The organism is Roseateles saccharophilus (assembly GCF_031458095.1).
GTDB classification, from domain to species: Bacteria; Pseudomonadota; Gammaproteobacteria; order Burkholderiales; family Burkholderiaceae_C; genus Pelomonas; species Pelomonas saccharophila_A.
On sequence record NZ_JAVDXU010000001.1, the window covers coordinates 1,440,205 to 1,464,837 of the forward strand.

At 69.3% G+C, this 24,633-nt stretch carries 24 protein-coding genes and 1 tRNA gene; 18 read left to right on the forward strand and 7 right to left on the reverse strand.

Annotated features, from left to right (window positions below):
* The first annotated feature begins 98 nt into the window (after nucleotides 1-98).
* The 5 genes from J2X20_RS06645 to J2X20_RS06665 are packed head-to-tail and all read left to right on the forward strand — an operon-like array spanning nucleotide 99 to nucleotide 5,380.
* Nucleotides 99-953 (forward strand): AAA family ATPase, encoded by an 855-nt coding sequence (locus J2X20_RS06645; protein ID WP_310262577.1) that lies wholly within the window; start codon nucleotides 99-101, stop codon nucleotides 951-953.
* Nucleotides 953-1,177 (forward strand): hypothetical protein, encoded by a 225-nt coding sequence (locus J2X20_RS06650; RefSeq protein ID WP_310262580.1) that lies wholly within the window; start codon nucleotides 953-955, stop codon nucleotides 1,175-1,177. Before J2X20_RS06645 ends, J2X20_RS06650 begins: the two co-directional genes overlap by 1 nt.
* Nucleotides 1,174-1,770 carry a GNAT family N-acetyltransferase gene (locus J2X20_RS06655; protein WP_310262583.1) on the forward strand — a complete coding sequence of 199 codons (597 nt, stop codon included), beginning with the start codon at nucleotides 1,174-1,176 and terminating at the stop codon, nucleotides 1,768-1,770. Before J2X20_RS06650 ends, J2X20_RS06655 begins: the two co-directional genes overlap by 4 nt.
* Nucleotides 1,767-3,755, forward strand: coding sequence for a S9 family peptidase (locus J2X20_RS06660; RefSeq protein ID WP_310262586.1), 1,989 nt, complete (start codon nucleotides 1,767-1,769; stop codon nucleotides 3,753-3,755). Before J2X20_RS06655 ends, J2X20_RS06660 begins: the two co-directional genes overlap by 4 nt.
* A complete protein-coding gene (locus J2X20_RS06665) occupies nucleotides 3,752-5,380 on the forward strand; it encodes a M28 family metallopeptidase (protein ID WP_310262588.1) in 1,629 nt (542 codons plus the stop codon). Before J2X20_RS06660 ends, J2X20_RS06665 begins: the two co-directional genes overlap by 4 nt.
* On the opposite strand, the gene J2X20_RS06670 is transcribed toward J2X20_RS06665, so the two are convergent.
* Nucleotides 5,377-6,654: an EAL domain-containing protein gene (locus J2X20_RS06670; RefSeq protein WP_310262591.1), complete on the reverse strand. Its 1,278-nt coding sequence runs from the start codon at nucleotides 6,652-6,654 to the stop codon at nucleotides 5,377-5,379. The two genes, J2X20_RS06665 and J2X20_RS06670, sit on opposite strands and share 4 nt — an antisense overlap.
* Before the next feature lie 175 nt (nucleotides 6,655-6,829).
* On the opposite strand from J2X20_RS06670, the gene J2X20_RS06675 reads away from it, so the two are divergent.
* The 7 genes from J2X20_RS06675 to J2X20_RS06705 all read left to right on the forward strand — a co-directional run bounded on the left by J2X20_RS06675 (nucleotide 6,830) and on the right by J2X20_RS06705 (nucleotide 17,809).
* The gene (locus tag J2X20_RS06675; protein ID WP_310262595.1) at nucleotides 6,830-8,491 is read left to right on the forward strand and encodes a serine/threonine protein kinase; all 1,662 of its coding nucleotides are present in this window, start codon (nucleotides 6,830-6,832) and stop codon (nucleotides 8,489-8,491) included.
* Nucleotides 8,488-9,723 (forward strand): OmpA family protein, encoded by a 1,236-nt coding sequence (locus J2X20_RS06680; protein ID WP_310262598.1) that lies wholly within the window; start codon nucleotides 8,488-8,490, stop codon nucleotides 9,721-9,723. Before J2X20_RS06675 ends, J2X20_RS06680 begins: the two co-directional genes overlap by 4 nt.
* A 230-nt stretch (nucleotides 9,724-9,953) precedes the next feature.
* Entirely contained in the window at nucleotides 9,954-11,144 is a 1,191-nt protein-coding gene (locus J2X20_RS06685) for a vWA domain-containing protein (RefSeq protein WP_310262601.1), read from the forward strand.
* The gene (locus J2X20_RS06690) at nucleotides 11,141-12,955 is read left to right on the forward strand and encodes an autotransporter assembly complex protein TamA (RefSeq protein WP_310262603.1); all 1,815 of its coding nucleotides are present in this window, start codon (nucleotides 11,141-11,143) and stop codon (nucleotides 12,953-12,955) included. Before J2X20_RS06685 ends, J2X20_RS06690 begins: the two co-directional genes overlap by 4 nt.
* On the forward strand, nucleotides 12,952-16,833 hold the full coding sequence (locus J2X20_RS06695; protein WP_310262605.1) for a translocation/assembly module TamB domain-containing protein: 3,882 nt from the start codon (nucleotides 12,952-12,954) through the stop codon (nucleotides 16,831-16,833). Before J2X20_RS06690 ends, J2X20_RS06695 begins: the two co-directional genes overlap by 4 nt.
* Before the next feature lie 271 nt (nucleotides 16,834-17,104).
* Entirely contained in the window at nucleotides 17,105-17,407 is a 303-nt protein-coding gene (locus J2X20_RS06700; protein WP_310262606.1) for a hypothetical protein, read from the forward strand.
* 78 nt (nucleotides 17,408-17,485) lie between these two features.
* Nucleotides 17,486-17,809, forward strand: a complete 324-nt coding sequence (locus tag J2X20_RS06705) for a hypothetical protein (protein ID WP_310262607.1) — start codon at nucleotides 17,486-17,488, stop codon at nucleotides 17,807-17,809.
* A gap of 5 nt (nucleotides 17,810-17,814) precedes the next feature.
* On the opposite strand, the gene J2X20_RS06710 is transcribed toward J2X20_RS06705, so the two are convergent.
* From J2X20_RS06710 to J2X20_RS06720, 3 genes are read right to left on the reverse strand one after another with little or no spacing between them, the layout of a single operon-like run.
* Entirely contained in the window at nucleotides 17,815-18,162 is a 348-nt protein-coding gene (locus J2X20_RS06710; RefSeq protein WP_310262609.1) for a GFA family protein, read from the reverse strand.
* Between the two features lies 1 nt (nucleotide 18,163).
* The gene (locus J2X20_RS06715) at nucleotides 18,164-18,625 is read right to left on the reverse strand and encodes an SRPBCC family protein (protein WP_310262611.1); all 462 of its coding nucleotides are present in this window, start codon (nucleotides 18,623-18,625) and stop codon (nucleotides 18,164-18,166) included.
* The gene (locus tag J2X20_RS06720) at nucleotides 18,523-18,963 is read right to left on the reverse strand and encodes an ArsR/SmtB family transcription factor (RefSeq protein WP_310262613.1); all 441 of its coding nucleotides are present in this window, start codon (nucleotides 18,961-18,963) and stop codon (nucleotides 18,523-18,525) included. The genes J2X20_RS06715 and J2X20_RS06720 overlap by 103 nt, the downstream gene beginning before the upstream one ends.
* Nucleotides 18,964-19,056: 93 nt before the next feature.
* Between J2X20_RS06720 and J2X20_RS06725 the strand changes: the two genes are divergently transcribed.
* A tRNA-Arg gene (locus J2X20_RS06725) sits at nucleotides 19,057-19,131 on the forward strand.
* Between the two features lie 17 nt (nucleotides 19,132-19,148).
* Here J2X20_RS06725 and J2X20_RS06730 read toward each other — a convergent pair.
* The 3 genes from J2X20_RS06730 to J2X20_RS06740 form a co-directional block, all read right to left on the reverse strand.
* A complete protein-coding gene (locus J2X20_RS06730) occupies nucleotides 19,149-19,364 on the reverse strand; it encodes a DUF3563 family protein (protein ID WP_310262616.1) in 216 nt (71 codons plus the stop codon).
* A gap of 146 nt (nucleotides 19,365-19,510) precedes the next feature.
* Nucleotides 19,511-19,870 (reverse strand): NIPSNAP family protein, encoded by a 360-nt coding sequence (locus J2X20_RS06735; protein WP_310262618.1) that lies wholly within the window; start codon nucleotides 19,868-19,870, stop codon nucleotides 19,511-19,513.
* Between the two features lie 37 nt (nucleotides 19,871-19,907).
* Nucleotides 19,908-20,111, reverse strand: coding sequence for a YjfB family protein (locus tag J2X20_RS06740; protein WP_310262620.1), 204 nt, complete (start codon nucleotides 20,109-20,111; stop codon nucleotides 19,908-19,910).
* A gap of 140 nt (nucleotides 20,112-20,251) precedes the next feature.
* Between J2X20_RS06740 and J2X20_RS06745 the strand changes: the two genes are divergently transcribed.
* The 5 genes from J2X20_RS06745 to ssuD all read left to right on the forward strand — a co-directional run bounded on the left by J2X20_RS06745 (nucleotide 20,252) and on the right by ssuD (nucleotide 24,629).
* Complete coding sequence (locus tag J2X20_RS06745) at nucleotides 20,252-20,755, forward strand: DUF7482 domain-containing protein (RefSeq protein ID WP_310262623.1); 504 nt, start codon at nucleotides 20,252-20,254, stop codon at nucleotides 20,753-20,755.
* Nucleotides 20,756-20,866: 111 nt separating this feature from the next.
* Entirely contained in the window at nucleotides 20,867-21,418 is a 552-nt protein-coding gene (gene ssuE / locus J2X20_RS06750) for an NADPH-dependent FMN reductase (RefSeq protein ID WP_310262626.1), read from the forward strand.
* Nucleotides 21,419-21,551: 133 nt separating this feature from the next.
* A complete protein-coding gene (locus J2X20_RS06755; protein WP_310262629.1) occupies nucleotides 21,552-22,511 on the forward strand; it encodes a sulfonate ABC transporter substrate-binding protein in 960 nt (319 codons plus the stop codon).
* The gene (locus J2X20_RS06760) at nucleotides 22,508-23,455 is read left to right on the forward strand and encodes an aliphatic sulfonate ABC transporter substrate-binding protein (RefSeq protein WP_310262632.1); all 948 of its coding nucleotides are present in this window, start codon (nucleotides 22,508-22,510) and stop codon (nucleotides 23,453-23,455) included. The genes J2X20_RS06755 and J2X20_RS06760 overlap by 4 nt, the downstream gene beginning before the upstream one ends.
* 1 nt (nucleotide 23,456) lies before the next feature.
* A complete protein-coding gene (gene ssuD, locus J2X20_RS06765) occupies nucleotides 23,457-24,629 on the forward strand; it encodes an FMNH2-dependent alkanesulfonate monooxygenase (RefSeq protein ID WP_310262635.1) in 1,173 nt (390 codons plus the stop codon).
* Nucleotides 24,630-24,633: the final 4 nt, after the last annotated feature.

Consider the following 24,633-nt stretch of genomic DNA (forward strand, 5'->3'; position numbering starts at 1 on the left):
CCCAATCGTCTTCGGGTTGGTGTCGTGTTCCAGAGCGGCGGCGATTATAGGGGGCCACCTATACTGGTCCGGCACCTCTGCCCGCCCCGGTTTTCCCCATGAAATTCCAAGGTTCCGACCAGTACGTCGCCACCGCCGACCTGATGCTCGCGGTGAATGCCGCTGCCAAGCTGCAGCGCCCCCTGCTCATCAAGGGGGAGCCCGGCACCGGCAAGACCATGCTGGCCGAGGAAGTGGCATCTGCCCTGGGCATGCCGCTGCTGCAGTGGCATATCAAGAGCACGACCAAGGCCCAGCAGGGCCTGTACGAGTACGACGCCGTCAGCCGGTTGCGCGACAGCCAGCTCGCCGGCATCGAGGGCAGCGACCGCGTGCGCCACATCGAGAACTACATCGTCAAGGGCGTGCTGTGGCAGGCCTTCGAGGCCGACCAGCCGGTCGTCCTCCTCATCGACGAGATCGACAAGGCCGACATCGAATTCCCCAACGATCTGCTGCGCGAGATCGACCGCATGGAGTTCTATGTCTACGAGACGCGTCAGCTGATCAAGGCCAGGCACCGCCCGCTGGTCTTCATCACCTCCAACAACGAGAAGGAGCTGCCCGACGCCTTCCTGCGCCGCTGCTTCTTCCACTACATCAAGTTCCCCGACGCCGAGACGATGAAGAAGATCGTCGATGTGCACTTCCCGACGCTGAAGAAGGACCTGCTGGCCGCGGCGCTGAAGAACTTCTACGACGTGCGCAACCTGCCCGGCCTGAAGAAGAAGCCCAGCACCTCGGAGCTGATCGACTGGCTCAAGCTGCTCGTGGCCGAGGACGTGCCGGTGGACGCCCTGCAGGCCAAGGACGAGAAGGTCAGCATCCCGCCGCTGGTCGGGGCGCTGCTGAAAAATGAACAAGACCTGACGCTCTTCGAGAAACTGGTCTTCATGCAGCGAAACAACCGCTGATGGCGCAGGACTTCGATCGCGCCCTGCGCGAAGGCCTGGCCGATGCCGTCGGCTTTGTCGGCGGCGCCCTGGCCGGCTGGTGGCTGGGCCGGCAGTTCGGCATCGACTTCGTCGCCAGCACCGACTGGAATGCCCGGCAGCTTGTCGGCCTGCTGCTCATCGTCGCGGGCTGCGGCGCCGGCCGCCTTCTCGCACGCCGCCTGATGCTGAAGGACAAGGCATGAAGCCCGTCACCCCCACCACCCTGGCCGGCGGCCCCATCCGCCTCGTGCCGCTGACGCTGGAGCATGTGCCCGGCCTGCAGGCCGCCGCCGCCGACGGCGAGCTGTGGAATCTGCGCTTCACCAGCGTGCCGGCGCCCGACGAAACCGTCGCCTACGTCGAGGCCGCTCTGGCCGGCCAGGCTGCCGGCCACCGCCTGCCCTTCGCCGTGCTGGACGCTTCGACCGGCGAGGTGCTGGGCTCCACCAGCTATCACGACATCGTGCCGGCCGTCGAGCGCGTCGAGATCGGCTACACCTGGTATGCCCAGCGCGTACAGCGCAGCGCCGTCAACACGACGGCCAAGCTGCTGCTGCTGACCCATGCCTTCGAGACCCTGGGCGCCCGGCTGGTGGGATGGCGCACCGACAACTTCAACCACGCCTCGCAGCGCGCCATCGAGCGCCTGGGCGCCAGGCGCGACGGCGTGATCCGCCACCACGCGCTGCGCCGCGACGGCACGGTGCGCGACACCGTCATGTACAGCCTGACCGCGGGCGAATGGCCCGAGGTCAAGGCGCATCTGCAGTGGCAACTGACCCGACCCAGAGCATGAAAAAAGAAGCATCCAGGGCCTTTGACGTCAACGCACTCTGGGCCCTGGATCGCATCGGCGAACCCAGCCTCAGCCCCGATGGCGCCCAGGCAGCCGCCGGCGTTACGCGCCATTCCATGGAGACCAACCGAGCCCAGAGCAGCCTGTGGCTGTTCTCGACCCTGGGCGGCGAGCCGCGCCGCCTGACGGAGGCCGGCGAGAAGGACGGCAACCCGCAGTGGAGCCCGCGCGGCGACCTGATCGCCTTCACGGCCAAGCGCGAGCAGGCCGGCCAGCGTGATGAGGAGACCCAGCTCTATGTGATCCCGCCGGACGGCGGCGAGGCGCGCCGCGTCGGCCATGTGCCCACCGGCGTCGAGTCCTTCAAATGGTTCCCGGACGGCCGCCGCATCGCCTTCGTGTCGTGGGTCTGGCCCGGGCTGAAGGCCGCCGCCCAGGATGCGGCCCTGCGCGACTTCAAGAGCCGCAAGGAGAGCGCCTATGTCACCGACGAGGCCCTCTACCGCTTCTGGGACCACCATGTGCCCATGGACCGCGTGCCGCATCTGCATGTGATGGATGTCCAGACCGGCAAGGCCCGCGACCTCTTCGAAGGCACGGCCTGGGAACTCAGCCGGGCCGAGCCCGACGCCAACAGCTATGACGTGGCTCCCGACGGCAAGCGCATCGCCTTCGCCTTCGACCCCGCCGCCGAGAAGAAGCTCGACGGGCGCTTTGCGCTGGCCGAGATCGATGTGCGCACGCGCCGCGTCGAGAACCTGCTGCAGGACGCCGACTGGGACTTCGCCGCGCCGCGCTACAGCCATGGCGGAACCTATCTCGCCTTCCTGGCCAGCCACCAGGCCCTGGGCCACAACCGTCCCAACCGGCTCGCCGTGCTGGACCAGCAGGGCCAGTGGGCCGTCTTCAGCGAGGACTGGGACCACGAGGTCAGCGCGCCGCTGCGCTGGACCGCCGACGATCAGTCGGTGCTGTTCGCCGCCGAGGAACGCGGCCGCCGCCATCTCTGGCAGTTCATGCTGGGCGAGCGCCTGGCTTCAGCCCTCTTCGAGGGTGGCCATGTCGGCAGCTTCACGCTGGCCCAGGACTTCGTCGTCATCAACCATGACGGCGTGCAGTTCCCGCCGCGGCTGTCGGTGCTGGCCGACGATGGCCTGCGCCGCATCGAGGCGTTGAACGACGAGCGCCTGGCCGCCCACCGCTGGGGCCGCCACGAGGAGGTCACCATCAAGGGCGCGCGCGGCGACGACGTGCAGATGTGGCTGATCTACCCACCCGGCTTCGACGCCAAGAAAAAGTGGCCTGTCATGCACGTCATCCACGGCGGCCCACACACGGCCTTCGGTGACAGCTGGCATTGGCGCTGGAACCACCAGGCCTTCGCGGCCCAGGGCTATGTCGTCGCCTGCGTGAACTACCACGGCTCGTCCAGCTACGGCTTCGAGTTCCTGGACAGCATCACCGGCCACTGGGGCGAATACGAGCTGCAGGACGTCGAGGCCGGCACCGACTGGCTGCTGAAGAAGCCCTGGGTGGACAGGAAGCGCATCGCCGCCACCGGCGGCAGCTATGGCGGCTTCATGGTGGCGTGGATGAACGGCCACGTGAAGCCCGGCCGCTACCAGGCCTATGTCTGCCATGCCGGCTGCTATGACTGGCAGGCCATGTATGCCGACGACGCCTACAGCTGGCACCGCAAGGAGCTGGGCGCCGCCTACTGGGACGACCCGGCCCGCGTCGCCGCGCAAAGCCCGCACGCGTTTGCCAGGCACTTCAAGACGCCCACCCTCGTCATCCATGGCGCCATGGACTACCGCGTCCCCGACGCCCAGGGCCTGGCCTACTACAACACGCTGAAGACCCTCGGCGTGCCGGCCCGCCTGGTGTGGTTCCCCGACGAGAACCACTGGGTGCTGAAGCCGCGCAACAGCAGGCTCTGGTATGGCGAGTTCTTCGCCTGGCTGGACAAGCATCTGGCGCGATGAAGCGGCGCTGCCTGCTGGATGCCACCATCGCCGCGCTGGCGGCGGGCGCCCTGCCCGCCTCGGCGCGCGGCCAGCCGCCGCAGGCCGAGCAGAAGCGCCTGCAGGCGCATGTCCGCTTCCTGGCCGACCCGCTGCTGGAAGGCCGTGAGGCCGGCACGCGCGGCTTCGACCTTGCCGCCGCCTATGTGGCCAGCCAGTTCGCGCAGCTCGGCCTCAAGCCCATGGGCGACGCCGGCGGCTATGCGCAGGCCGTGCCGCTGAAGAGCGCCCGCCTCGCGGCCACGCCGCCGACACTGGAGTTCTGCCGCGGCGCGGCCTGCGAGCGCCTGGCCTGGCTGGACGAGTTCAGCACCCGCCCCGACATGGCGCGGGCCCATGCCGAGATGCAGGGCGAGCTCGTCTTCGTCGGCTACGGCATCACGGCGCCGCGGTTCGGCATCGACGACTACACCGGCCTGGACGTGAAGGGCAAGATCGCCGTCGCCCTGGCCGGCCGGCCACTGAAGCTGCCGTCCGAGGAAGGCGCCCATTTCGGCAATGGCCGTACCAAGCAGGAACTGGCCGACCGCCATGGCGCCATCGGTCTCATCACGCTGGCCACGCCGCGCAGCGACCGGGTCTCGCCCTTCCACCTCAACCGCCAGTACGCCGACGCCGTCTACATGGACTGGCAGGCGCCCGAAGGGGGCGGCGGCAATGACGTGCCCGGCATGCTCGGCACGGCCACGCTCAGCGTGCAGGCCGCGCCGCGGCTGCTGGCCAAGATCACCGGCGACTACGCCGGCCTGGTGGCCGACGCCGAGGCCGGCCGGCCGCTGCCCCGCGGCGAGCTGGGCCTCAGCGCCCGCCTCGTGCGCGACACGGTGCATGGCCAGGCGCGCAGCCACAACGTCATCGGCTGCATCGAGGGCGGGCGCCGCAAGCATGAGTTCATCGTGCTGACCGCCCATCTCGACCACCTCGGCCGCAAGGGCGACGTCATCTATCCCGGCGCCATGGACAACGCCATGGGCGTGGCCATGCTGCTCGAGACGGCCCGGCTGCTGGCCCAGAGCCCGGGCACGCTGGAGCGCTCCGTCCTCGTCATCGCGCTGACCGGCGAGGAGAAGGCCCAGTCCGGCTCGTCCTATTTCGCCCAGCACCCGACCGTGCCGGCCCAAGCGATGGCCGCGGCCATCAATATCGACATGCCGGTGCTGCTGCACGACTTCAAGGACGTCGTCGCCCTGGGCGCCGAGCATTCGACGCTGGGCGCGGCCGTCGAGCGCGCCGCGCGCCGGCTGGGCCTGCAGACCTCGCCCGACCTCATGCCCGAGCAGAGCCGCTTCACGCGCTCCGACCAATACAGCTTCGTGCGCTGCGGCATCCCGGCCCTCATCCTCGGCCCCGGCGGCGCCTCATTCAAGCGCGGCGAAGACGGCAACGCGCTGATCAACGACTTCCGTCGCCAGCGCTATCACCAGCCCGGCGACGACCTCAGCCTGGCTTTCCATTGGCCGGCCGCGCAGCGCTTCGCGCAATTGCAGTGGGAGCTGGTCCGGGAGCTCGCGCAGCAGGCCGAGCGGCCGCGCTGGCTGCCGGGTGACTTCTTCGGCGAGCTGTACGGGCGCCAGGGCGGCCGCTAGCTCATCCAGTCGATGTCCGTGCACAGCACCCGCAGCCCATCGGGCGTGGGACAGGCCACGGACAGCGTGACGCACATGCGCGCGCCGTGCAGGCTCAGATAGGGCCGCGTCATCTGGATGACGCCAGGCTCCTCCAGCGCACGGCGGAAATAGGGCCGCCGCGCCCAGCGCGCCTCGCCGGCCAGGCCCAGGGGCTTGAAGCGCGGATCCTGGGACAGGTCCTGCACACCCGGCGGCAGCAGCGGTTCGGCGACATGGCGGCCCTGCTCGTCCAGCAGGAAGCAGACCTGCACGCCGGCCAAGGCCAGCAGTTCGGCGCAGGCCGCGGGCAAGGCCTGGCCCGCCAGCCTCTCCTGGGCCTGCCGGAGCGCTTCGCGGTAGGGCGCGATCTGGGCCGCATGCACGCGGCGCGTGTCGGCGTGGCGCCCATCCAGCAGCTCCCAGATTTCCTCGATCTCGTCGGACACGCCCTGCGGCCCCAGCATGCCCGGCACGGGCCGGCCAAAGACAAAGCCCTGCACCATGTCGACGTCCACATCCAGGGCCAGCAAGGCCTCGTCGCGCGTCTCCACGCCCTCCAGCAGCACCAGCGAGCCGCACTCGTGCAGCAGCGACACCATCTGGGCCAGCACGCGGGCGATGCGCGGCGAACCGCAGGCGCGGCGCAGCAGGCTGCGGTCCAGCTTCACGATCTCGGGGTGGATATGCCAGATGCGATCGAAATTGGAATGACCCGCGCCAAAGTCGTCCAGGGCCAGCAGGCAGCCGGTCTGGCGCACATTGGCCACGGCGCGCTCGAAGTCGGCCTGCTGGGACATGACGTCCTCGGTCACCTCCAGCACGACGCGATGCATGGGCAGGCCCAGGGACTGCAGGGTGCGCACCGATGACTCCAGCGCCTGCATCTGCTGGGCGCCATGCACGAAGACGGCCGGATGGATGTTCAGGAACAGCCAGCCCTCGTCACCCGCCTGGTGCACGAAGTTGTGGACATGCAGCAGACGGCACAGGCGGTCGGCCGCCCATTGCTGATCGAAGCTGCGCAGCTGCTCGAAGAACTTCAGCGGCGACACCTGCTCGCCGCTGGCGTCGGCCACGCGCAGCAGGGCTTCGTAGCCGACGGCGCGCCGGTGCGGAAAGCTGAACACGGGCTGGAAATGACTGTCCAGCAGCCAGCCGCCCTGGCGCGCCCGCCAGCGCCCGTCCTCCATCTCCAGCGACTCGACCAGGCGCAGCAGCATGGCGTCCGCTCCGGGCGGGGCGATGGCTTTCAAGGGCGGTCCTGCGCGAGCGACATGCGGCCCATACTAGCCCTGCGGCCTGCCAAGGCGCGGGAATATCGCACTGCATAATCGTTTTCGACTCCACAGTCCCCCCGAGTGACGCGCCCATGCCGACCCCGTTGCTGCACACGCTGCGCGCCGCCAAGCTCCCGGTGACGGTGCGGCAATGAGCGAAGCGCCTGACCATCCCTCCGGGCGCCCCGCGCCAGAAGACAAGGTAGAGCGCACCGTCGCCGTGGAAGTGCAGTTGACGCCGGGGCACACCCTGCCGCCCGGCACGCGCATCCACGACTACCGCATCGACCGGGTGCTCGGAGAAGGTGGCTTCGGCATCGTCTATCTCGCCACCGACGTCGCGCTGGAGCGCCAGGTCGCCGTCAAGGAATACCTGCCCTCCTCGATGGCGGCACGCGCCGGCAAGGGGCTGACGGTGCTGGTCAAGTCGGCTGAGCACGCCGAGACCTTTGCCATCGGGCTGAGGAGCTTCGTCAACGAGGCCAAGCTGCTGGCCCGCTTCGACCACCCGGCCCTGCTCAAGGTGCACCAGTTCTGGGAAGAGAACGGCACCGCCTACATGGCCATGCCCTATTACCAGGGGCAGACGCTGAAGGAGTCGCTGCGCCAGCTTGGCCGGCTGCCGACCGAGAAGGAAGTGCGGGCCTGGCTGATGCCGCTGCTGGATGCGCTGGAGGTGCTGCACAACGAACACTGCTACCACCGCGACATCGCGCCGGACAACATCCTGCTCACCGACCACGGGCCACTGCTGCTGGACTTCGGCGCCGCGCGCCGCGTCATCGGCGACCTCACCCACGCCCTGACCGCCATGCTCAAGCCGGGCTTCGCGCCCATCGAGCAATACGGCGACATGCCCGGCGTCACCCAGGGCCCCTGGACCGACATCTTTGCGCTGGCCAGCGTGCTCTACGCGGCCATCAGCGGCAAACGCACCGTGGCCTCGGTCGAGCGCCTGCTCAACGACCAGCTGCAGCCCCTGTCCACGGTGGCGGCCGGCCGCTGCGGCAACGCCTTCCTCTCGGCCATCGACCGCGCCCTGGCCATCCATCCCAAGGACCGCCCGCAATCCATCGCCGAGTTCCGGACCCTGCTCACCGCCCACGACACCCAGGCCATCGACCTGCTACAGCTGCAGGCCCTGGGCCTGCCGACGGGCGAGGAAACGGTGCTGTTGCCGGATTTCGACCCGACCCAGATGGCGCCGACGGCGCCCGCCCCCGCGCCGCGGGAGCCGACACGCACCCAGCCCGCGTCGCCACCGCCCGCACCGGCGCAGCCACCTGCGCTGCCGCCAACGCCCCCGGTGCAGCCTGCGCCGCCGCAGCCTCGCCCCACCGCCGCGCCCGTGCAGGCGCACCTACCGGCCCAGCCGCGACGCAACCTGCTGTTCGGCGCCGTCGGCGCGGTGGGCCTGGCTGCCGTGGCCTGGGAAGCCTATCGCCTGCTCGCCACGCCCGCGCCCGCGCCCGCGCAACTGCCGCCGGCATCTGCGCCAGCACCCGCTGCAGCGCCAGAACCGGTGCCGGTCGCCTCCGCGCCTCAGCCGATCCCGGCCGCCTCGGCGCCGGATCTGCCCGCTTCCACGGCCCCGCCGCCGCCTGCCCCCACGCCGGCCTCGGCGCCCGCACCTGCGGCCCCGGCGCCGACACCCGCAAGCGCGGCATCGGCCGTCCCCAAGCCGCGGCCTGCCGCCCCCGCACCCGCTCCCGTTGCCACGAAAGGCGCAAAGTGCAGTGATATTCTGCAAAAGGCCTCGCTGGAACCGCTGACCGCGAGCGAGGCCGCCTACCTGAAGAAGGAATGTCGATGAGTAGCGCTGGCCACACGAATCGCATCGTTTTTTCAGTGCAGCTGGCGCGTGCCGCCATGCTGGGCTGCCTGGCCCTGCTGGCCGGCTGCCTGGAGACGGCGCCCAAGCAGCCGACCGTCTCGACCAACGAGCTGTCCTTCAGCGAAGCCATCGTCGTGGCGACCGATGGCCTGGTGGGCCAGACCCAGAAGCTGCCCGCCTTCCTGGCCAAGATGGAATCCAAGATCGTCAGGAAGAACGTCGTCGTCGACCCCATGATCGACGCCACCAGCGGCCAGCAGACCCAGACCACCCAATTGCTGGAACGCCGCATCGGCGAGCGCCTGGCCGCACGCAAGGAAGGCGGCTTTGACCTGCTGCCCTTCAAGACCGAGAACCTGTCCAAGGTCCAGTACCTGCTGACCGGCACGCTGACCCGGCTGCTTGGCGTGCCGGGCAAGAAGTCCCTGCAGATCAACCTGGCCCTGGTGGAGCTCAAGACGGGCCAGGTGGTGGCCCAGGCCTCGGCCCTGGCCCGCGACGACGGCCTCAACCACACGCCGCTGGCCATCTACCAGGACAGCCCGGTGCTGGTGAAGGACCGGGTGGTGGACGGCTATATCAGCACGGCCCTGACGGCGCCGGGCAGCGCGGCCAACAGCACCTATATGGAACGCGTCTCGGTGGCCAGCGTCATCAACGAGGCCGGCTCTCTCTACAACGCCGAGCGCTACCAGGAATCGCTGGCCAAGTACCAGGAGGCCCGCGGCCAGACCGGTGGCGAGCAGCTGCGCACCCTCAACGGCATCTATCTCAACAACGTCCGCCTCGGGCGCACCGCCGAGGCCGAATGGGCCTTCGGCCAGATCGTGGCCTACGGGCTGCGCGCCAACAAGCTGGACGTGAAGTTCCTGTTCAACCCGGGCAGCACCGAGTTCTGGTCCGACACCAAGGTCAGCGGCGCCTATCCGATGTGGCTGAGGCAGATCGCCAAGGAAGGCAGCGGCGCCCGTGTTTGCATGGTCATCGTCGGCCACACCAGCCACACCGGCTCGGAGCAGACCAATGACGCGCTGTCGCTGCAGCGCGCAACCTTCATCCAGCAGCGCCTGGCCACCGAGGCCCCCACCCTGGCCCAGCGCATCAAGGCCAGCGGCATGGGCTGGCGCGAGAACCTGGTCGGCAGCGGCAGCGACAACGCCGTGGACGCCCTGGACCGCCGCGTCGAGTTCCGCGTCGAACCCTGCAACTGAGAGCCCCTCGCCCAGTCCCGCGCCGCTGAACGCGGGCGGGCCTGATCGGTCCCCCGAGGGGACGGCGATGCTTGCGGCATTGAGCCGCAAGCACATCGCCTACGCGGGCCGGCTAGGGAGCGGCCCGGCGCTCGGCCCGCAAGAACTTAGTCGCCAACTCGGCATCCCTAGTTCCAGCAAGATGCGCACTGCATAATCGTTTTCGACCTGCAGTCCCCGAGTCCGCGCCCATGCTGATCCAGTTCTTCTACACGCTGCGTGCCGCCAAGCTCAAGGTGACGGTGCCCGAGTACCTGACGCTGCTGGAGGCCCTGCAGGCCGGCGTCATCGGCGGGCCCGACAACGGCGGCGTGGCCAGCATCGACGACTTCTACACCCTAGCCCGCACCAGCCTCGTCAAGGACGAGACCCAGTACGACAAGTTCGACCGCGCCTTCGCCGCCTACTTCAAGGGCGTGGAGATGCTGACCGACTTCACGGCCGAGGTGCCGCTGGAATGGCTGCGCAAGCAACTCGAGATCGAGCTCACGCCCGAGCAGAAGGCGGCCATCGAGAAGATGGGCTGGAACGAGCTGATGGAGACGCTCAAAAAACGTTTCGAGGAGCAGAAGGAGCGCCATGAGGGTGGCAACCGCTGGATTGGCACCGGCGGCACCAGCCCCTTCGGCAACAGCGGCTACAACCCGCAGGGCATCCGCATCGGCGGTGCCGGTGGCAACAAGAGTGCCGTCAAGGTCTGGGAGCAGCGCGCCTACCGCGACTACGACGACTCGCTGGAGCTGGGCACGCGCAACATCAAGGTCGCCCTGCGGCGCCTGCGCCGCTTTGCGCGCGAGGGCTCGGAGCTGGAGCTGGACCTGGACGGCACCATCCATGGCACGGCCGCCAATGCCGGCATGCTGGACATTCGCATGCAGCCCGAGCGCCACAACAAGGTCAAGGTGCTGCTGCTGATGGACGTGGGCGGCACCATGGACGAGCACGTGCACCGCGTCGAGGAACTCTTCAGCGCCGCCAAGAGCGAGTTCAAGCATCTGGAGTTCTATTACTTCCACAACTGCGTCTACGACTTCGTCTGGAAGAACAACCGGCGCCGCTTCGCCGAGAAGCTCAACACCTTCGACCTGATCCGCAAATACAACCGCGACTACAAGCTCATCTTCGTCGGCGACGCGACCATGAGCCCCTACGAGATCCTGCAGGTGGGCGGCAGCGTCGAATACAACAACGACGAGGCCGGCGCCGAATGGCTGCAGCGCCTCACCCACGCCTTCCCCAAGTACGCGTGGATCAACCCCGAGCCGCAAGGCGTCTGGCAGTACCGGCAGAGCATCGCGCTGATCCAGCAGTTGATGCAGCAGCGCATGTTCCCGCTGACCCTCTCCGGCCTCGAAGGCGCGATGCGGCTGCTCAGTAAATGAGGCGTCTGCTCGCCCTGCTGCTCGTGGCGGTACTGAGCGGCTGTGCGACACAAGCACCTCCGCAGGCTCCCGCGCCGCCAGCGCCTGACATCCCCGCCGATGCCCCGGCCGTCTACAACCTGGACATCCGCATCGACGGCGACAGCCGCGACGCCGCCGCGCTGCGCACCCTGCTGTCCCAGAACCTGGACATCGCCCGCTACCGCGCCAGCGAGGCCGCCCTGAGCAAGGTCGAACTGGCCCGCCTCGCCGCGGCCGCACCGGCCCAGACCGAAAGCCTGCTGGAGACCGAAGGCTATTTCAATGCCAAGGCCGACGTCGACCGCGACCCGGCGGACGAGACCCGGCTGCTGCTGACCGTCAAGCCGGGGCCGCTGACGCGCGTCGGCCAGCTCGACCTCGAGTTCAATGAAGGCCTGGCCGAAGAGGAGGCCAAGCCCCTGCGCGAGATCCTGCGCGGCGCCTGGCCCCTGAAAAACGGGGCGGCCTTCACGCAGTCGCAATGGGCCGCCGGCAAAAGCGATGTGCTGCTGCGTGCCCGCAATGGCGGCTACCCGCTGGCGCGCTGGGCCGAGACCGCCGCCCGCGTCGACCCCGAGACTCAGACGGCCGACCTCCACCTCGTGCTGGCCAGCGGCAACCGCGCCAAGCTGGGCGCCCTGCGCATCGAGGGGCTGAAGCGCCAGAGCCGGGATGCCGTCGAACGCCTGGCCGGCTTCGACAAGGGGGACGGCTACACCGAGCAGAAGCTGGCCGAGTTCCAGGAACGCCTGGCCAAGACCCAGCTCTTCGATGCGGTGCGCGTGCAGTTGATGCCCGAGGCCCCGGATGCCGATGGCCGCTTCCCCGTGCAGGTCACCGTCACCGAATCGGCCCTGCAGCAGGCCACGGTCGCCGTCGGCTATCACAGCAACACCGGCCAGAGCGTCAGCGTCGAGCATCTGCACCGCCGGCCCTTCGACTTGCCGGTGCGCGCCCGCACCAAGCTGCAGCTCAGCCGCGACCTGCGCGGCGCCGAACTCGAGCTGAGTTCCCATCCCCAGCCCGACCTGCACCGCAATCTCGCCTCCGTGCAGTTCGAGCAGGACCGCACCGGCGACACCCTCGCCACCAACCTCGGCGTGCGCCTGGGCCGCCTCTACGAATCCACGCGCGACGAGCGCCTGAGCTATGTGGAGCTGCTGCGCGCCCGCGAGACCGAAGGTGAGCAGGTCAACACCAACCTGGCCCTGTCCCTCAACCAGCAATGGATACGCCGCCGCCTGGACAGCACCCTGCTGCCCACCGACGGCCATCAGGCCCTGGCCCTGGTCGGCTTCGGCTATGCCAAGGGCGGCGGCACCGACGACAGCGGTCCCTTTGGCCGCATGCAGTTCAAGCTCGGCGTCTACAAACCTTTCGGCGGCTGGTTCGGCTCAGCGCGTGCCGAGGTCGCCCAGGTGGTGGCCAAGGAGCAGGTCGGCGTGCCCGAGAAGCTGCTCTTCCTGGCCGGCGGTGACGAGTCCGTGCGCGGCTATGCCTATCGCAGCCTCGGCCCGCAGAAGAACGGCCTGACCGTCGGCGGCCGCGTGCTGGCCACCGGCAGCCTGGAGATTGCGCATCCCATCATGCCCAGCTTCCCCAGCCTGTGGGGCGCCGTCTTCGTCGACGCCGGCAATGCCGCCTCGCGCTGGCAGGACTACCGCGCCGTCGTCGGCTACGGCGCCGGTGTGCGCTGGCGCAGCCCCGTCGGCCCACTGCGCGTGGACCTGGCGCGGGCACAGGAGACGGGCAAGTGGCGACTGCACTTTAGTGTGGGGATCACGCTATGAGGCGATCCCTGCGCGTACTGCGCGCCTTGCTGATCGCGCTGGCTTTGGTGCTGCTGCTGGTCGCCGGCTTCATCGCCTGGCTGTTGCACAGACCCGCCGGCGGCGCTTGGCTGATGGCCCATCTGCCCGGAGTGCAGATCGAGGCGCCCGAGGGTTCGCTGATGGGCGAGTTCAGCGCCCGCCGCCTCATCATCACCTGGACCGGTGGCTCGGCCGAACTGCGCGGCCTGCACTGGAAGGGCCTGGGCCTGACCGCCAGCGATGGCCTGCTGCTAGCGCAGGAACTGGTGGTCGACGAGGTCGTCATCCGCAGCCAGGCCAGCGACAAGCCCATCGCCCTCCCGCCGGACCTGACCCTGCCGCTGGGCGTGCACATCGCCAGCCTGCGCGTCGCCAAGCTCAGCTGGGCGCCCGACCAAGCACCGCTGCTCGGCCTGGATGGCCAGCTCAACCTGCCGCGCCGCGGCACCCACCACATCCAGCTCAAGGCCGCGCGCTGGCAGCACCTGACGCTGGCCGGCGAAGCCAAGATCGCAAGCGCCGCCCCGCTGCAGACCGATGCGACGCTGCGCGTGCAGCAGACCGAGGCAACCGACCTGCCCTGGACGGCAATAGCCGCCGTGACCGGGCCGCTGGCCAAACTCAAGGCCAAGGCCGAACTGGAAGCCGCCCACCAGACGCTGAAGGCCGACGGCGAGGTGCAGCCTTTTGCGCCCTGGCCCGTCAATGCCCTGCAACTGAAGGCCGACAAGCTCGACCTCGCCGCCCTCGCGCCCGGCCTGCCGCGCACGGCCCTGAGTGGCGAGGCCCAGCTCAAGGCCCCGGCCCGCGACGCCGAGGCCACGCTGCAGGCCGACCTGAGTAACGCCAGCGCCGGCCGCTGGGACCAGGGCGCCCTGCCCGTGCGTCGCCTCGTCATCGCCCTGGCCGGCCGCCCTGACCAGCTGGCCAGCCTGCGCCTGACCGCCCTGGACGCCGAACTGCCCGGTGGAGGCCGCGTGCAAGGCAAGGGCCAGCGCGAGGCCGACGGCCGCTGGCAGCTCGAGGCCCGCGTGCAAGGCCTGCGCCCCGAGGCCCTGGACGCGCGCGCCACGCCGGCGCGCCTGGACGGCCCGCTCACGCTCGCCGGCAGCAAGGGCGGCCCCTTGAACGTCAGGCTGGATCTCAGCGGCACGATCGAAAACCGCCCGCTGCGCCTGAAGGCCCAGCTTCAAGGCGAAGGCACGAAGTGGCGAATCGAGGATGCCCGCCTGGCCAGCGGTGACGCCACGCTGCAAGCCAGCGGCCGCGTCGATACCGCAGGAGCTGCCCAGTTCAAGGCCCAGCTGCGCCAGTTCGACCCGCATCTGCTGTGGCGCGGTGCGCCCGGTACCGCCTGGGCCCGTCTGCCCGGCCCGACGCGGATCAATGCCGAGGCCGATGTGGATGTGCGCGGCAAGGGCCTGGCCACGCTCAGCGGCACCGCCTATGTCCGGCTGCTGCCCGGCCAGTTCGCCGGCCTGCCGCTGGAAGGCCGCGTCAAGCTGCAGCGCGAACGCACGGCCGACGCGGCGGCCTTCGACATCGACGGGCGCCTGGGCAACAACCGTGTGCAGACCAGCGGCCAGGCCCGGCCCGAGGCCGTCACCGGCACCGCAAGCCTGAAGGCGGCATCACTGGCCGAGCTGAATCCACTGCTGGCCCTGTTCGAGCAGCAGCCCATTGCCGGCCAGGGCGAGGCCGAAGGCAGCTACCAGTTGGTGCGTGGCGCCAAGGGCTGGCAGGCCGGCGGCAGTGGGCGGCTGTCGCTGGCCTCCGCCAAGGCCCTGGGCACCAGCATCGCCAGCCTGAAGGCACGCTGGGAACTGCCGCTGCCCGGCGCCGATGGCGACGGCCCGGTCGCGCTGAACCTCGACATCGGCCAGCTGCGCGACCCGCTGGCCCAGCTCAGCAGCGCCAGGATCGATCTGCAGGGCCGGCGCAGCGCCCACGACGTCAAGGCCGCGGTCAGCGGCAAGATCACGCGTGAAGCGCAAGACCTGGCTCTGAACGCCAGAGTCCAGGCCCGCGGCCGCTGGGACGGCCAGGCCTGGAGCGGCCGCGTCGCGCGCATCGACATCGGCCCGCTGCGCCCCAACACGCCGCCGCTGCTGGCGGCCCAGGACATCAGCCTGCGCTGGTCCAGCGACGGCCCGCGCCTGCAGGCCGAGCCCGGTCGCGCCGAGGTGGGCGGCGCCTTCATCCGCTGGCAGACCCTGAGCTGGACCGGTGGCGAGCACCCTGAAGCCCGTGCCGAGCTGCAGCTGGAGGACGTGGCTGCCGCGCCGCTGATGGCGCGCTGGCAGCCCGATTTCGGCTGGGGCGGCGATCTGCGCGTGACCGGCCATGCTTCGCTGCTGCTGAACGACAGGCTGACCGCCGAGCTGCTCATCGAACGCCAGAGCGGCGACCTGCGCGTGACCGACGAGTTCGGCCAGCGGGCACTCGGACTGACCGACCTGCGCCTGGCCGTCAACGTGAAGGACGGCATCTGGCAGTTTGCCCAGGGCATTGCCGGCAGCGAACTCGGCAGCCTGGGCGGCGCGCTGACGCTGCGGCCGGCCGGGCTCTGGCCCGATGCGCAGACGCCGGTGCAGGGCGTACTGCAGGCCAATGTCGCCAACCTCGCCACCTGGGGCAGTTGGGTACCGGCCGGCTGGCGCCTGGGTGGCCGCGCCGCCGCGACGGTGCAGTTGAGCGGACGCCTGGGCTCGCCCGACCTGACCGGCCGTGCCGAAGGCGAGAACCTGGCCCTGCGCCACCTGCTGTTCGGCGTTGATGTCACCGAGGGCCGTTTCACGCTGGACTTCAAGGGCCAGCATGCCGAACTGTCCAAGCTCGAAGCCCGCGGCGGCGACGGCTGGCTGCGCGCCAGCGGCAAGGCCGAGCTGGGCGCCGAGCCCAAGGCCCATATCGAGATGACGGCCGACAAGCTGCGCGTGCTGTCGCGGGTGGACCGCCGCCTCGTCGCCAGCGGCCAGGCCACGCTGGACCTCGATGCCAAGGGGCTCAAGCTCGACGGCAAGCTGCGCGCCGACGAAGGCCTGTTCGACTTCAGCCGTGGCGACGCCCCGGCCCTGGCCGATGACGTCACCGTGCTGCGCGGCCAGCGCGATGCCGCGCCCACTGCGCCACCGGCGCCCAAGGCGGCACGCAACAGCATCGTCAACGTCGCCATCGACTTCGGCCGCGACTTCAAGGTGCGCGGCCGGGGCCTGGCCACGACGCTGCGCGGCCAGTTGCAGGTCAGCCAGAACAACGGCCCGCTGCGCGTGACCGGCAAGCTGGACGCCGACAGCGGCCAGTACGCGGCCTATGGCCAGAAGCTGGACATCGAGCGCGGCGACATCAGCTTCACCGGCGCCTACGACAACCCCTCGCTGGACCTGCTGGCCGTGCGCCCCAACCTCGACGTGCGCGTTGGTGTCTACGTTGGCGGCACCGCGCTGGCGCCGCGCGTCAGCCTCTACTCCTCGCCCGAGATGAGCGACACCGACAAGCTCTCCTGGCTGTTGCTGGGCCGCGGCCCCGACGGCCTGGGCCGCACCGACACGGCCCTGCTGCAACGCGCTGCACTCGCCCTGCTCAGCGGCGAGGGCGAGGGGCCGACGGGCAAGGTGCTGCGCAACCTGGGCCTGGACGAGCTCTCGCTGTCGCAGAGCGACGACGACACCAAGGCCACCATCGTGCGCCTGGGCAAGCAGATCTCGCGGCGCTGGTATGTCGGCTACGAGCGCGGGCTGAACGCGACCACGGGCTCCTGGCAACTGATCTATCGCATCGCGCAGCGTTTCACTCTGCGCGCCCAGGGCGGCGAGGACAACGCCCTGGATCTGATCTGGCAATGGAAATGGGACTGAGGCAGGACCGAGAACAGGCCCTGCGGCCTGTTCGACGCCTGCCGAAGAACATCCGGCATGCTTGCCGGATGGCATGAATGGCACCCCTCAGCCTGCGCTGTAAGACAACGCCGCATCGAAGCTCGCGTTACATCCGCCAACCGCCAGCGCCTTCCTACAAAGCGATGCGATGGCACGCCCCTTCGCCATCCCGGCCTGCCTACACATCTGGAACCTCATCGAGACCAAAGTTGTCTCATCAACCCCGCGTTGATTCCGAAGGAGGTTCACGATGACCCAAATTCAACTCCCCACGGCGACGGCGCCCACGGCGCTGCCGGTTCCGCAGTCCGCATCCAAGACGTCGCTCGCCGACGCACTGCCGACCGACGCCGAACCCACGCATCTGCTGCATTTCGAGCCCCTGGCCTACCAGGGCGCGGGCCTCGACATTCCCTGCGACCCGCAGGGCCGCGTCGGCCTGGACGCCCTTGGCGACAAGCTGCGCAACGACTACTTCTTTGCGCGCGCGCTGATAGGCCGCCTGTTCGACAAACCCACCGTCAAGCAGGCCATGCCGATGATGCACGCCTGAGCGATCAGGCGCCGTCCTACAGCCGCGCCCTGGCCTGCCCGACAACGGGCAGCCGGGCCTTCCGCGAGGATTCCGGTCATGTTTTCAGATTCCCTTTCCCCGGCGACCGTGCCTCATCTGCCGGTCGCGGCCGACCTTGTCGATGCCGATCTCGACGTGTCGCTGAGCACGCCGTCCACCCTGGTCGTCCATGCCAGCCTGGAATTGCAATCCCACGAAGCCATGGACCTGGCCCTGGTCATTCCCCGCTCGCGCTGCAGTGGCGAGCGGCCCCGTGTGGCAGCCCTGCTGGACGCCATGCAGGCGGCCGTGGCCCGTGCCACGCGGGGCGGCACACTGCACCAGCCCCGCCGGGTGCTGACCAGCGTGGCCGGCCAGCCCCATTTGGTGGCGCAGTTCTGAAGCGCCTATTTCGAGCGCCCGTCGTACTCGGTGATGGGTACGGCCTTCAGCTCGATGTCCTCCAGACAGCGGAGATTGATCGCCGCCATCGCCGAGCCGTCCGGCCCCTTGCCCTCGCCATAGGGGTGCATGCCGCAGGTCGGGCAGAAGCGGTGCCGGATGACATGCTGGTTGAAGGTGTAGCTGCTGGCGTCCTCTTCCGGCGTCAGCAGCCTCAGCGCGCCACGCGGCACGAACCAGAGCAACGAGCCCTTGCGCTGGCAGATCGAGCAGTTGCAGGACAGGGCCGAGGCCGGCTCGCCCTCGACCTCGAACTTGATGCGGCCGCAGTGGCAGCTTCCGTGATGGCTCATGTCAGGCTTCCTGGATCTGAGGTTGAAGAAAGGCGTCGAGTTGAGCGAAGGCCGGCTGCCAGCCGCGCTCATGATTGGCGCGCGCCTGATCGTCGAAGAAGCGGTCGTGCACGAACAGCAGCGCCGTGCCGCCGTCTCGCGCGATGAAGTCGATGCTGATGCGCGAAACGCGCTCCGGCGTGCTGCGCCAGGCCCAGCTGAAGACGAGACGGCGCTGGGGCAGCACCTCGAGGTATTCGCCCGAGACGTCATGGCGCTCGCCATCGGGCAGCTGCGACACGATGCGATAGCGGCCACCGACGCGAAGATCGATCTCGGCCTCGGTGCTGACACCCGGCCGGCCGCCCATGAACCAGCTGCTCAGGGCTTGCGGCTCGGTCCACGCCCGCCAGACTTTTTCGGGGCCGACGGGGTAGTGGCGTTCGATGCGGACCTGGGCGGCCGCTTGCTGTTCGTCGTGCATGAGGGGGTTTGCTCCTTTTGATAGAGATAGCGGCCGAGCGCGCCGAGTTGCTCGCCCCAGAATCGCTCGTAGCGCGACACCCAGGCCGCAGCGGCCTGCAGGGGCGCCGCATCGAGTTCGCAGCGCACGACCCGCCCTTCCTTGGCCCGCGCGATGAGGCCGGCGGCCTCCAGTACCGCGAGATGCTTCATGAAACCCGGCAGCGACATGCCGTGCGGCTCGGCCAGTTCGCTGACCGTCGCGCCACCGCCGTCGAGCTGCTCCAACACGCGCCGCCGCGTCGCGTCGGACAGCGCGGCAAACACGAGATCGAGTTGGGCATCCGTTTCGTTAACCATTTGGTTTAGTATTCATGCCAGGCTCGCCCGTTGTCAAGCGTCCCCATGCGAGAATCCGCGCCGCTCGTCAGGCGTGACCACGCCGAGCAGGCTCTCTCCGTAGTTCAATGGATAGAACGGCCGCCTCCTAAGCGGCAGATACAGGTTCGATTCCTGTCGGAGGGACCACCAGCAATCCCGGCATCTCACGGCAAACCAGGCAACGCCCTGAAGCGCTCCGAGCGCCCCTGCTCCAGCCGCCGCAGCCGCCTTTCCAGATCGGCGAGATCCCGGGCTTCGCAGAGGAAGGCCTCATCGTCATCCCGCATGAACCTGCCCAACAGGCCAGGCAGCCAGGTGCGCAAGCGCAGCGCCAGGCCGGTGACGGCAGATCGTGAGGTCCAGGTGGCGGTGGCGTGCATGGCGGGCTGTTCGTGGAGCTCGGGAAGCGATGAGCCACGATAGGCAGCACCCATGCCATCGCAAAGACACAACCGGGTCGCAGATTCGCTCGCCTGTATCAGCGGCGGCGCAGGCACAGCCAGATGCCTCGGCAGGCAGCCGGCACCTACTCGCCGGCCGGTTCGAGAAAGCAGCGGCTATAGCTCTTGAAGGGTGGGACCGCGAAGCGTCTGTTGGCCTCCATGCCTTCGGGGTCGGTCGCCACGTTTTCGCGGTAGCGGCGGTAGGCGTCGTCGTCAGGGAAGGCGAACAGGGCGACTGCCTCGTTCGCGGGGCCGCTGCTGCCCAGGCCGGCAAAGCTCATGGGCGACCCCGCCGGCGCCGCGCGCGGCATGAAGAACCCATGGTGGACGCCTCCATGCCGGCGAATCAGGCGGATCCAGGTAAGGGCGTAGTCCGCGAACTCATCCAAGCGGTCGGGATCGAGTTCGTAGCGGACTTCGCAAACGAGCTTGTAGTGGCGCATGGCGCCCAAGTGTCCCTGACGATGCCTTGGGGCCGGCTCAGGCGTAGACGTTCAGATGGCGGCCCAGCGAGCCCTCGGTCGCCAGTGCCGGTTGCTGCGGCAGCGCGCTGAGCAGGGCCAGGGCGCCATCCGCCTGGATGTCGAGTGCCTTGCGCAGCACCAGCAGGTTGACCGCATCGGCCGTTTCACCCTGGGTCTGGGGGGGCGCGGCGCTGACGGCGGTGGAGTTGGCGATGTCCATCCCGCGTCTATCGGCCGGGCGGTTCGGAACTTGAGGGCCGGGTTTGTATCCGCCTGCAAATCGGCCCGCCCGCGCAATTTGCCCTTGTCTCGGCGGCCCTCAGCGCAAGAATTGCGGGTTGCCTTCACCGAGGACTTGCGATGCCGACACTCGCCTTGCGCGCCCTGGGCGCTGCCCTCCTGCTCAGCGCGACCGCCGCGGCTTGCGCCGCCGACCAGGTCGTCACCCTGCCGCTGAAGGAAGCCTGGTTTGAAGGCGAGATCGTGCACTACGTCAGCACCGACATCTCCGACCCCGGCATCGCCAAAAAGCAAGGCATCAACTACGTGCCCGCCCTGGCCGACACCCTCAAGCCCGGCATGCCGGTCGAGAAGGCCTACAAATTCCCCGGCGACGAGCAAGCCACCGTGCTGCCCTCCATCCCGCGGCCGCTGGGCGGTGCCAATGCCGATGCCAGCTACAGCCCGCTGTGGGTGCTGGTCATGGTGCGCTGGAAGCCAGGCATCACGCTGCACACGCTGAAGTCCGAGGAGGCGGTGCTGGCCGCCGAGGAAAAGGGCGAGGTCGAACTGACCCGCACCCGAATCGTCGCGAACTGGCCCGTCGTGCGGGCTCGCGGCGCGGCCCTGCAGGGCGTGCGCTAACGCCCCTGCGCAGCGCCAACCACGCTGCGCGCATAAGCATCGCCGCTTTCCTTCGTTCCGCGAGGAAGGCGGTTTCCCTATCGTGCAAGGCATTCACCGATTCCGGCCGCCATGCACATCACCAGCCTCTCAGCCAGCCCCAGCGAACGCTCGCGCTCCGCCTGGCTCACGCAGTTCGCTCTGACGCGGCTGGAAGGCCGCGGCACGCAGTACGAACAGATCCTCGTGCGCCAACTGCCCGCCGCCGCCCTGCTGAGCGCCGACGTGCAGGACCCCGCGATCGCTGCCGCCGTGCAAGCCGTCGAGCAGGCCGACCTCGTCGTCGTCGGCACTCCCATCTACAAGGCGGCCTACAGCGGCCTGCTCAAGGTCTTCCTCGACCTGCTGCCGCCCGATGCGCTGCGCGACAAGCTCGTGCTGCCCCTGGCCACCGGCGGCAGCCCGGCCCATTTCCTGGCCCTGGACTATGCGCTCAAGCCCGTGCTGTCGGCTCTCGGCGCCCGCCACGTGCTGGATGGTGTGTTCGCCACCGACGCTCAATTGCGCCGTCACGAAGCGGGCGGCTTCGTGCCCGAGCCCGACCTGATCGCGCGCCTGGACCGCGCCCTGGCTCCACTGGCGCCACGAATGCGGGCGCGGCTGGAGCCGGCGCTCAGCTGTTGAAGCCCGCCCCACCGCCTACCCCCACCGCTTGTCTCCTCGCCCCCCGCACGGGAACGGCGACTTCATCCCGGCGCCATCGGGTGCTGATCGGGTGCGCCCCGGCGCCGGGATCTTTTTGCACAGGACCTCTCTCATGCAATTCCGTTCACTCCTGCGCTGGACCGCGCCGCTGCTGATCGCGGCCGCCAGCTTCCACGCCTCGGCCCAGACCACCCTTCGCATCGGCTTCCAGAAATCCGCCAGCCTGCTCAGCTTCCAGAAATCCTCGGGCTCGCTCGAGAAGAAGCTCGCGCCCCTGGGCGTCAGCGTGAAATGGGTCGAGTTCCCTGCCGGCCCGCAGCTGCTCGAAGGCCTGAACGTCGGTGCCGTCGACGTCGGCTTTGTCGGCGAGGCTCCGCCCATCTTTGCCCAGGCTGCCGGCGCCCAATTTGTCTACATCGGCTACGACCCGGCCGCGCCGGAGGCCGAAGCCATCGTCGTGCCCAAGGACTCGCCCATCAAGTCGGTGGCCGACCTCAAGGGCAGGAAGGTTGCGCTGAACAAGGGCAGCAATGTCCACTACCTCATCGTCAAGGCGCTGGAGAAGCAAGGCCTGAAGTTCAGCGATGTGCAGGCCGTCTACCTGCCGCCGGCCGATGCGCGCGCGGCGTTCGAGCGCGGCGCGGTGGATGCCTGGGTGATCTGGGATCCCTTTCTGGCCGCCGTCGAGAAGCAGAGCGGCGCCCGCGTGCTGAAGGACGGCCGCGGCATCGTCAACAACTACGCCTACTACCTGGCCGAACGCGGCTATGCCGAGAAGCAGCCGCAGGTCATCCAGGCCCTGTTCGAGGACACTCAGGCCCAGGCCGCCACGCTGAAAGCCAACGTCAAGGCCGCCGCCGCCGTCATCGCACCGCTGCAGGGGCTGGAGGCCGAAGTGGTCGAGAAGAGCCTGACGCGCTACCAGTTCGGCGTGAAGCCGCTCAACGCCGCCGTCGCTGCCGAGCAGCAGAAGATCGCCGACACCTTCCACGCCCTGGGCCTCATCCCCAAGCCCATCCGCGTGGCCGACGCCCTGCCCGGCACGGCCAAGCTCGCCGAGGCCGCCAAATGAATGCCCATACCACGCGGCGCGCCGCCGTCGCCATCCTTGCGACGACGGCCGCGGTCTGGACGCGCGCGCAGACGCCGCAGCAACTTCGCATCGGCTTCCAGAAGGGCTCGCTGAATCTCGCGCTGCTGAAGAGCTACGGCCTGTTGGAGCAGCGGCTGCCCGGCACGCGCATCCAGTGGATCGAGTTCCCGGCCGGCCCGCAGTTGCTGGAGGCCCTGGCGCTGGGCAGCGTCGAGTTCGGCGCCACGGGCGATGCCCCGCCAGTGTTCGCCCAGGCCGCCGGCAAGGACGTCGTCTATGTCGGCGCCGAGCCGCCCAAGCCCGACAGCTCGGCCATCCTCGTCAAGCCCGATTCGCCGCTGAAGACCCTCGCCGACCTCAAGGGCCGCCGCGTGGCTTTGCAGAAGGGCAGCAGCGCACACTTCCTGACCGTGCGGGCCGTCAAGAAGGCCGGGCTGGGTTGGAGCGACATCCAGGCCGTCTATCTGCCGCCGGCGGATGCCCGCGCCGCCTTCGAGCGCGGTTCGGTGGACGCCTGGGCCGTCTGGGATCCCTACTACGCCGCCGCTGAAGTCAGCGGCGAACTGCGCGCCCTGGCCACCAGCCGGGGCCTGACGAGCAACAACACCTTCTACCTGGCCTCGCAGGCCCTCGGCCGCGATGGCGGCCTGATCAAGACGCTGTTCCAGGCCCTGACCGACACCGACACCCGCGCCCGTACTGACCGCCGCGACGCCGTGCAGCGCTATGCCGAGTTCGCCGGCCTGCCGCTGGCCACGGTCTACAAGATGGTCGAGCGCCGGGGCGCCGCGCCCGTGGGGCCGCTGACGACAGAGCTCGTCAGGGAGCAGCAACTGGTGGCCGACTCCTTCACCGAACTGGGGCTGATCCCCCGCTCCATCCGCGTGGTCGACGCCATCGCCACGCCGATCCGAAAGGCCTGACATGAAGATCTTCTGGTTCATCCCCACCCATGGCGACAGCCGCTACCTCGGCAGCTCGCGCGGCGCCCGTGTGGCCGACCATGCCTACTTCAAGCAGATCGCCATCGCCGCCGACAGCCTGGGCTACGAAGGCGTGCTGCTGCCCACCGGCCGCTCCTGCGAAGACTCGTGGATCGTCGCGGCCAGCCTCATCGACGCGACCAAGCAGCTGAAGTTCCTCGTCGCGCTGCGGCCCGGCCTGGTGGCGCCGTCGCAGAGCGCCCGCATGGCCGCTACGCTGGACCGCCTCTCGGGCGGGCGCCTGCTGGTCAACCTCGTCACCGGCGGCGACCCCGACGAGCTGGCGGGCGACGGCCAGTTCCTCGACCACGCGGCGCGCTACGAGCAGTCGGCCGAGTTCATCCGCATCTGGCGCGAGCTGCTGGCCCGCTCGCACAGCGGCGAGCCGCTGGACCTGGACGGCGAACACCTCAGCGTCAAGGGTGGGAAGGTGCTGTATCCGCCCATCAACAAGCCCTACCCGCCGGTCTTCTTCGGCGGCTCGTCGGCGCCGGCGCATGAGCTGGCCGCGGAGCAGGTCGACACCTATCTGACCTGGGGCGAACCGCCCGCCGAGGTCCAGAAAAAGCTGGCCGATGTGCGCGAGCGCGCCGCGGCACGGGGCCGCCAGCTGCGCTACGGCATCCGCCTGCATGTCATCGTGCGCGAGACCGAGGACGAGGCCTGGCGCGCCGCTGGCGAGCTGCTGTCCGAGTTGGACGAAGCCACCGTGACCGCGGCCCAGGCGCGCTTCAAGACCATGGACTCGGTCGGCCAGCGCCGCATGGCCGAGCTGCATGGCGGCCAGTTCAACAAGGCCGATGTGCGCCAGGGGCTGGAGATCTCACCCAACCTCTGGGCCGGCGTTGGCCTGGTGCGCGGTGGCGCGGGCACGGCCCTGGTCGGCAGCCCGCAGCAGGTGGCGGATCGCATCAAGGAATACTCGGACATCGGCCTGGAGTACTTCATCCTCAGCGGCTATCCGCATCTGGACGAGGCGCATCGCTTCGCCGAGCTGGTCTTCCCGCTGCTGCCGCTGGGCGTGCGCGAGAAGCTCAGCGCGCCGGCGCTGACCGGACCCTTCGGCGAGGTCGTCGCCAACAGCTATGTTCCCAAAGCCGTCTCCGCGAGCTGAAGAC

Coding starts and splice junctions, on each gene's coding strand:
- J2X20_RS06675 (WP_310262595.1), top strand. CDS start 6,830: ATGAGCGAAGCGCCTGACCATCCCTCCGGGCGCCCCGCGCCAGAAGAC.
- J2X20_RS06705 (WP_310262607.1), top strand. CDS start 17,486: ATGTTTTCAGATTCCCTTTCCCCGGCGACCGTGCCTCATCTGCCGGTC.
- J2X20_RS06645 (WP_310262577.1), top strand. CDS start 99: ATGAAATTCCAAGGTTCCGACCAGTACGTCGCCACCGCCGACCTGATG.
- J2X20_RS06660 (WP_310262586.1), top strand. CDS start 1,767: ATGAAAAAAGAAGCATCCAGGGCCTTTGACGTCAACGCACTCTGGGCC.
- J2X20_RS06730 (WP_310262616.1), bottom strand. CDS start 19,364: ATGCACGCCACCGCCACCTGGACCTCACGATCTGCCGTCACCGGCCTG.
- ssuE (WP_310262626.1), top strand. CDS start 20,867: ATGCACATCACCAGCCTCTCAGCCAGCCCCAGCGAACGCTCGCGCTCC.
- J2X20_RS06665 (WP_310262588.1), top strand. CDS start 3,752: ATGAAGCGGCGCTGCCTGCTGGATGCCACCATCGCCGCGCTGGCGGCG.
- J2X20_RS06655 (WP_310262583.1), top strand. CDS start 1,174: ATGAAGCCCGTCACCCCCACCACCCTGGCCGGCGGCCCCATCCGCCTC.
- J2X20_RS06680 (WP_310262598.1), top strand. CDS start 8,488: ATGAGTAGCGCTGGCCACACGAATCGCATCGTTTTTTCAGTGCAGCTG.
- J2X20_RS06715 (WP_310262611.1), bottom strand. CDS start 18,625: ATGCACGACGAACAGCAAGCGGCCGCCCAGGTCCGCATCGAACGCCAC.
- J2X20_RS06720 (WP_310262613.1), bottom strand. CDS start 18,963: ATGGTTAACGAAACGGATGCCCAACTCGATCTCGTGTTTGCCGCGCTG.
- J2X20_RS06745 (WP_310262623.1), top strand. CDS start 20,252: ATGCCGACACTCGCCTTGCGCGCCCTGGGCGCTGCCCTCCTGCTCAGC.
- J2X20_RS06710 (WP_310262609.1), bottom strand. CDS start 18,162: ATGAGCCATCACGGAAGCTGCCACTGCGGCCGCATCAAGTTCGAGGTC.
- J2X20_RS06695 (WP_310262605.1), top strand. CDS start 12,952: ATGAGGCGATCCCTGCGCGTACTGCGCGCCTTGCTGATCGCGCTGGCT.
- J2X20_RS06760 (WP_310262632.1), top strand. CDS start 22,508: ATGAATGCCCATACCACGCGGCGCGCCGCCGTCGCCATCCTTGCGACG.
- J2X20_RS06735 (WP_310262618.1), bottom strand. CDS start 19,870: ATGCGCCACTACAAGCTCGTTTGCGAAGTCCGCTACGAACTCGATCCC.
- J2X20_RS06690 (WP_310262603.1), top strand. CDS start 11,141: ATGAGGCGTCTGCTCGCCCTGCTGCTCGTGGCGGTACTGAGCGGCTGT.
- J2X20_RS06755 (WP_310262629.1), top strand. CDS start 21,552: ATGCAATTCCGTTCACTCCTGCGCTGGACCGCGCCGCTGCTGATCGCG.
- J2X20_RS06685 (WP_310262601.1), top strand. CDS start 9,954: ATGCTGATCCAGTTCTTCTACACGCTGCGTGCCGCCAAGCTCAAGGTG.
- J2X20_RS06650 (WP_310262580.1), top strand. CDS start 953: ATGGCGCAGGACTTCGATCGCGCCCTGCGCGAAGGCCTGGCCGATGCC.
- J2X20_RS06700 (WP_310262606.1), top strand. CDS start 17,105: ATGACCCAAATTCAACTCCCCACGGCGACGGCGCCCACGGCGCTGCCG.
- J2X20_RS06740 (WP_310262620.1), bottom strand. CDS start 20,111: ATGGACATCGCCAACTCCACCGCCGTCAGCGCCGCGCCCCCCCAGACC.
- ssuD (WP_310262635.1), top strand. CDS start 23,457: ATGAAGATCTTCTGGTTCATCCCCACCCATGGCGACAGCCGCTACCTC.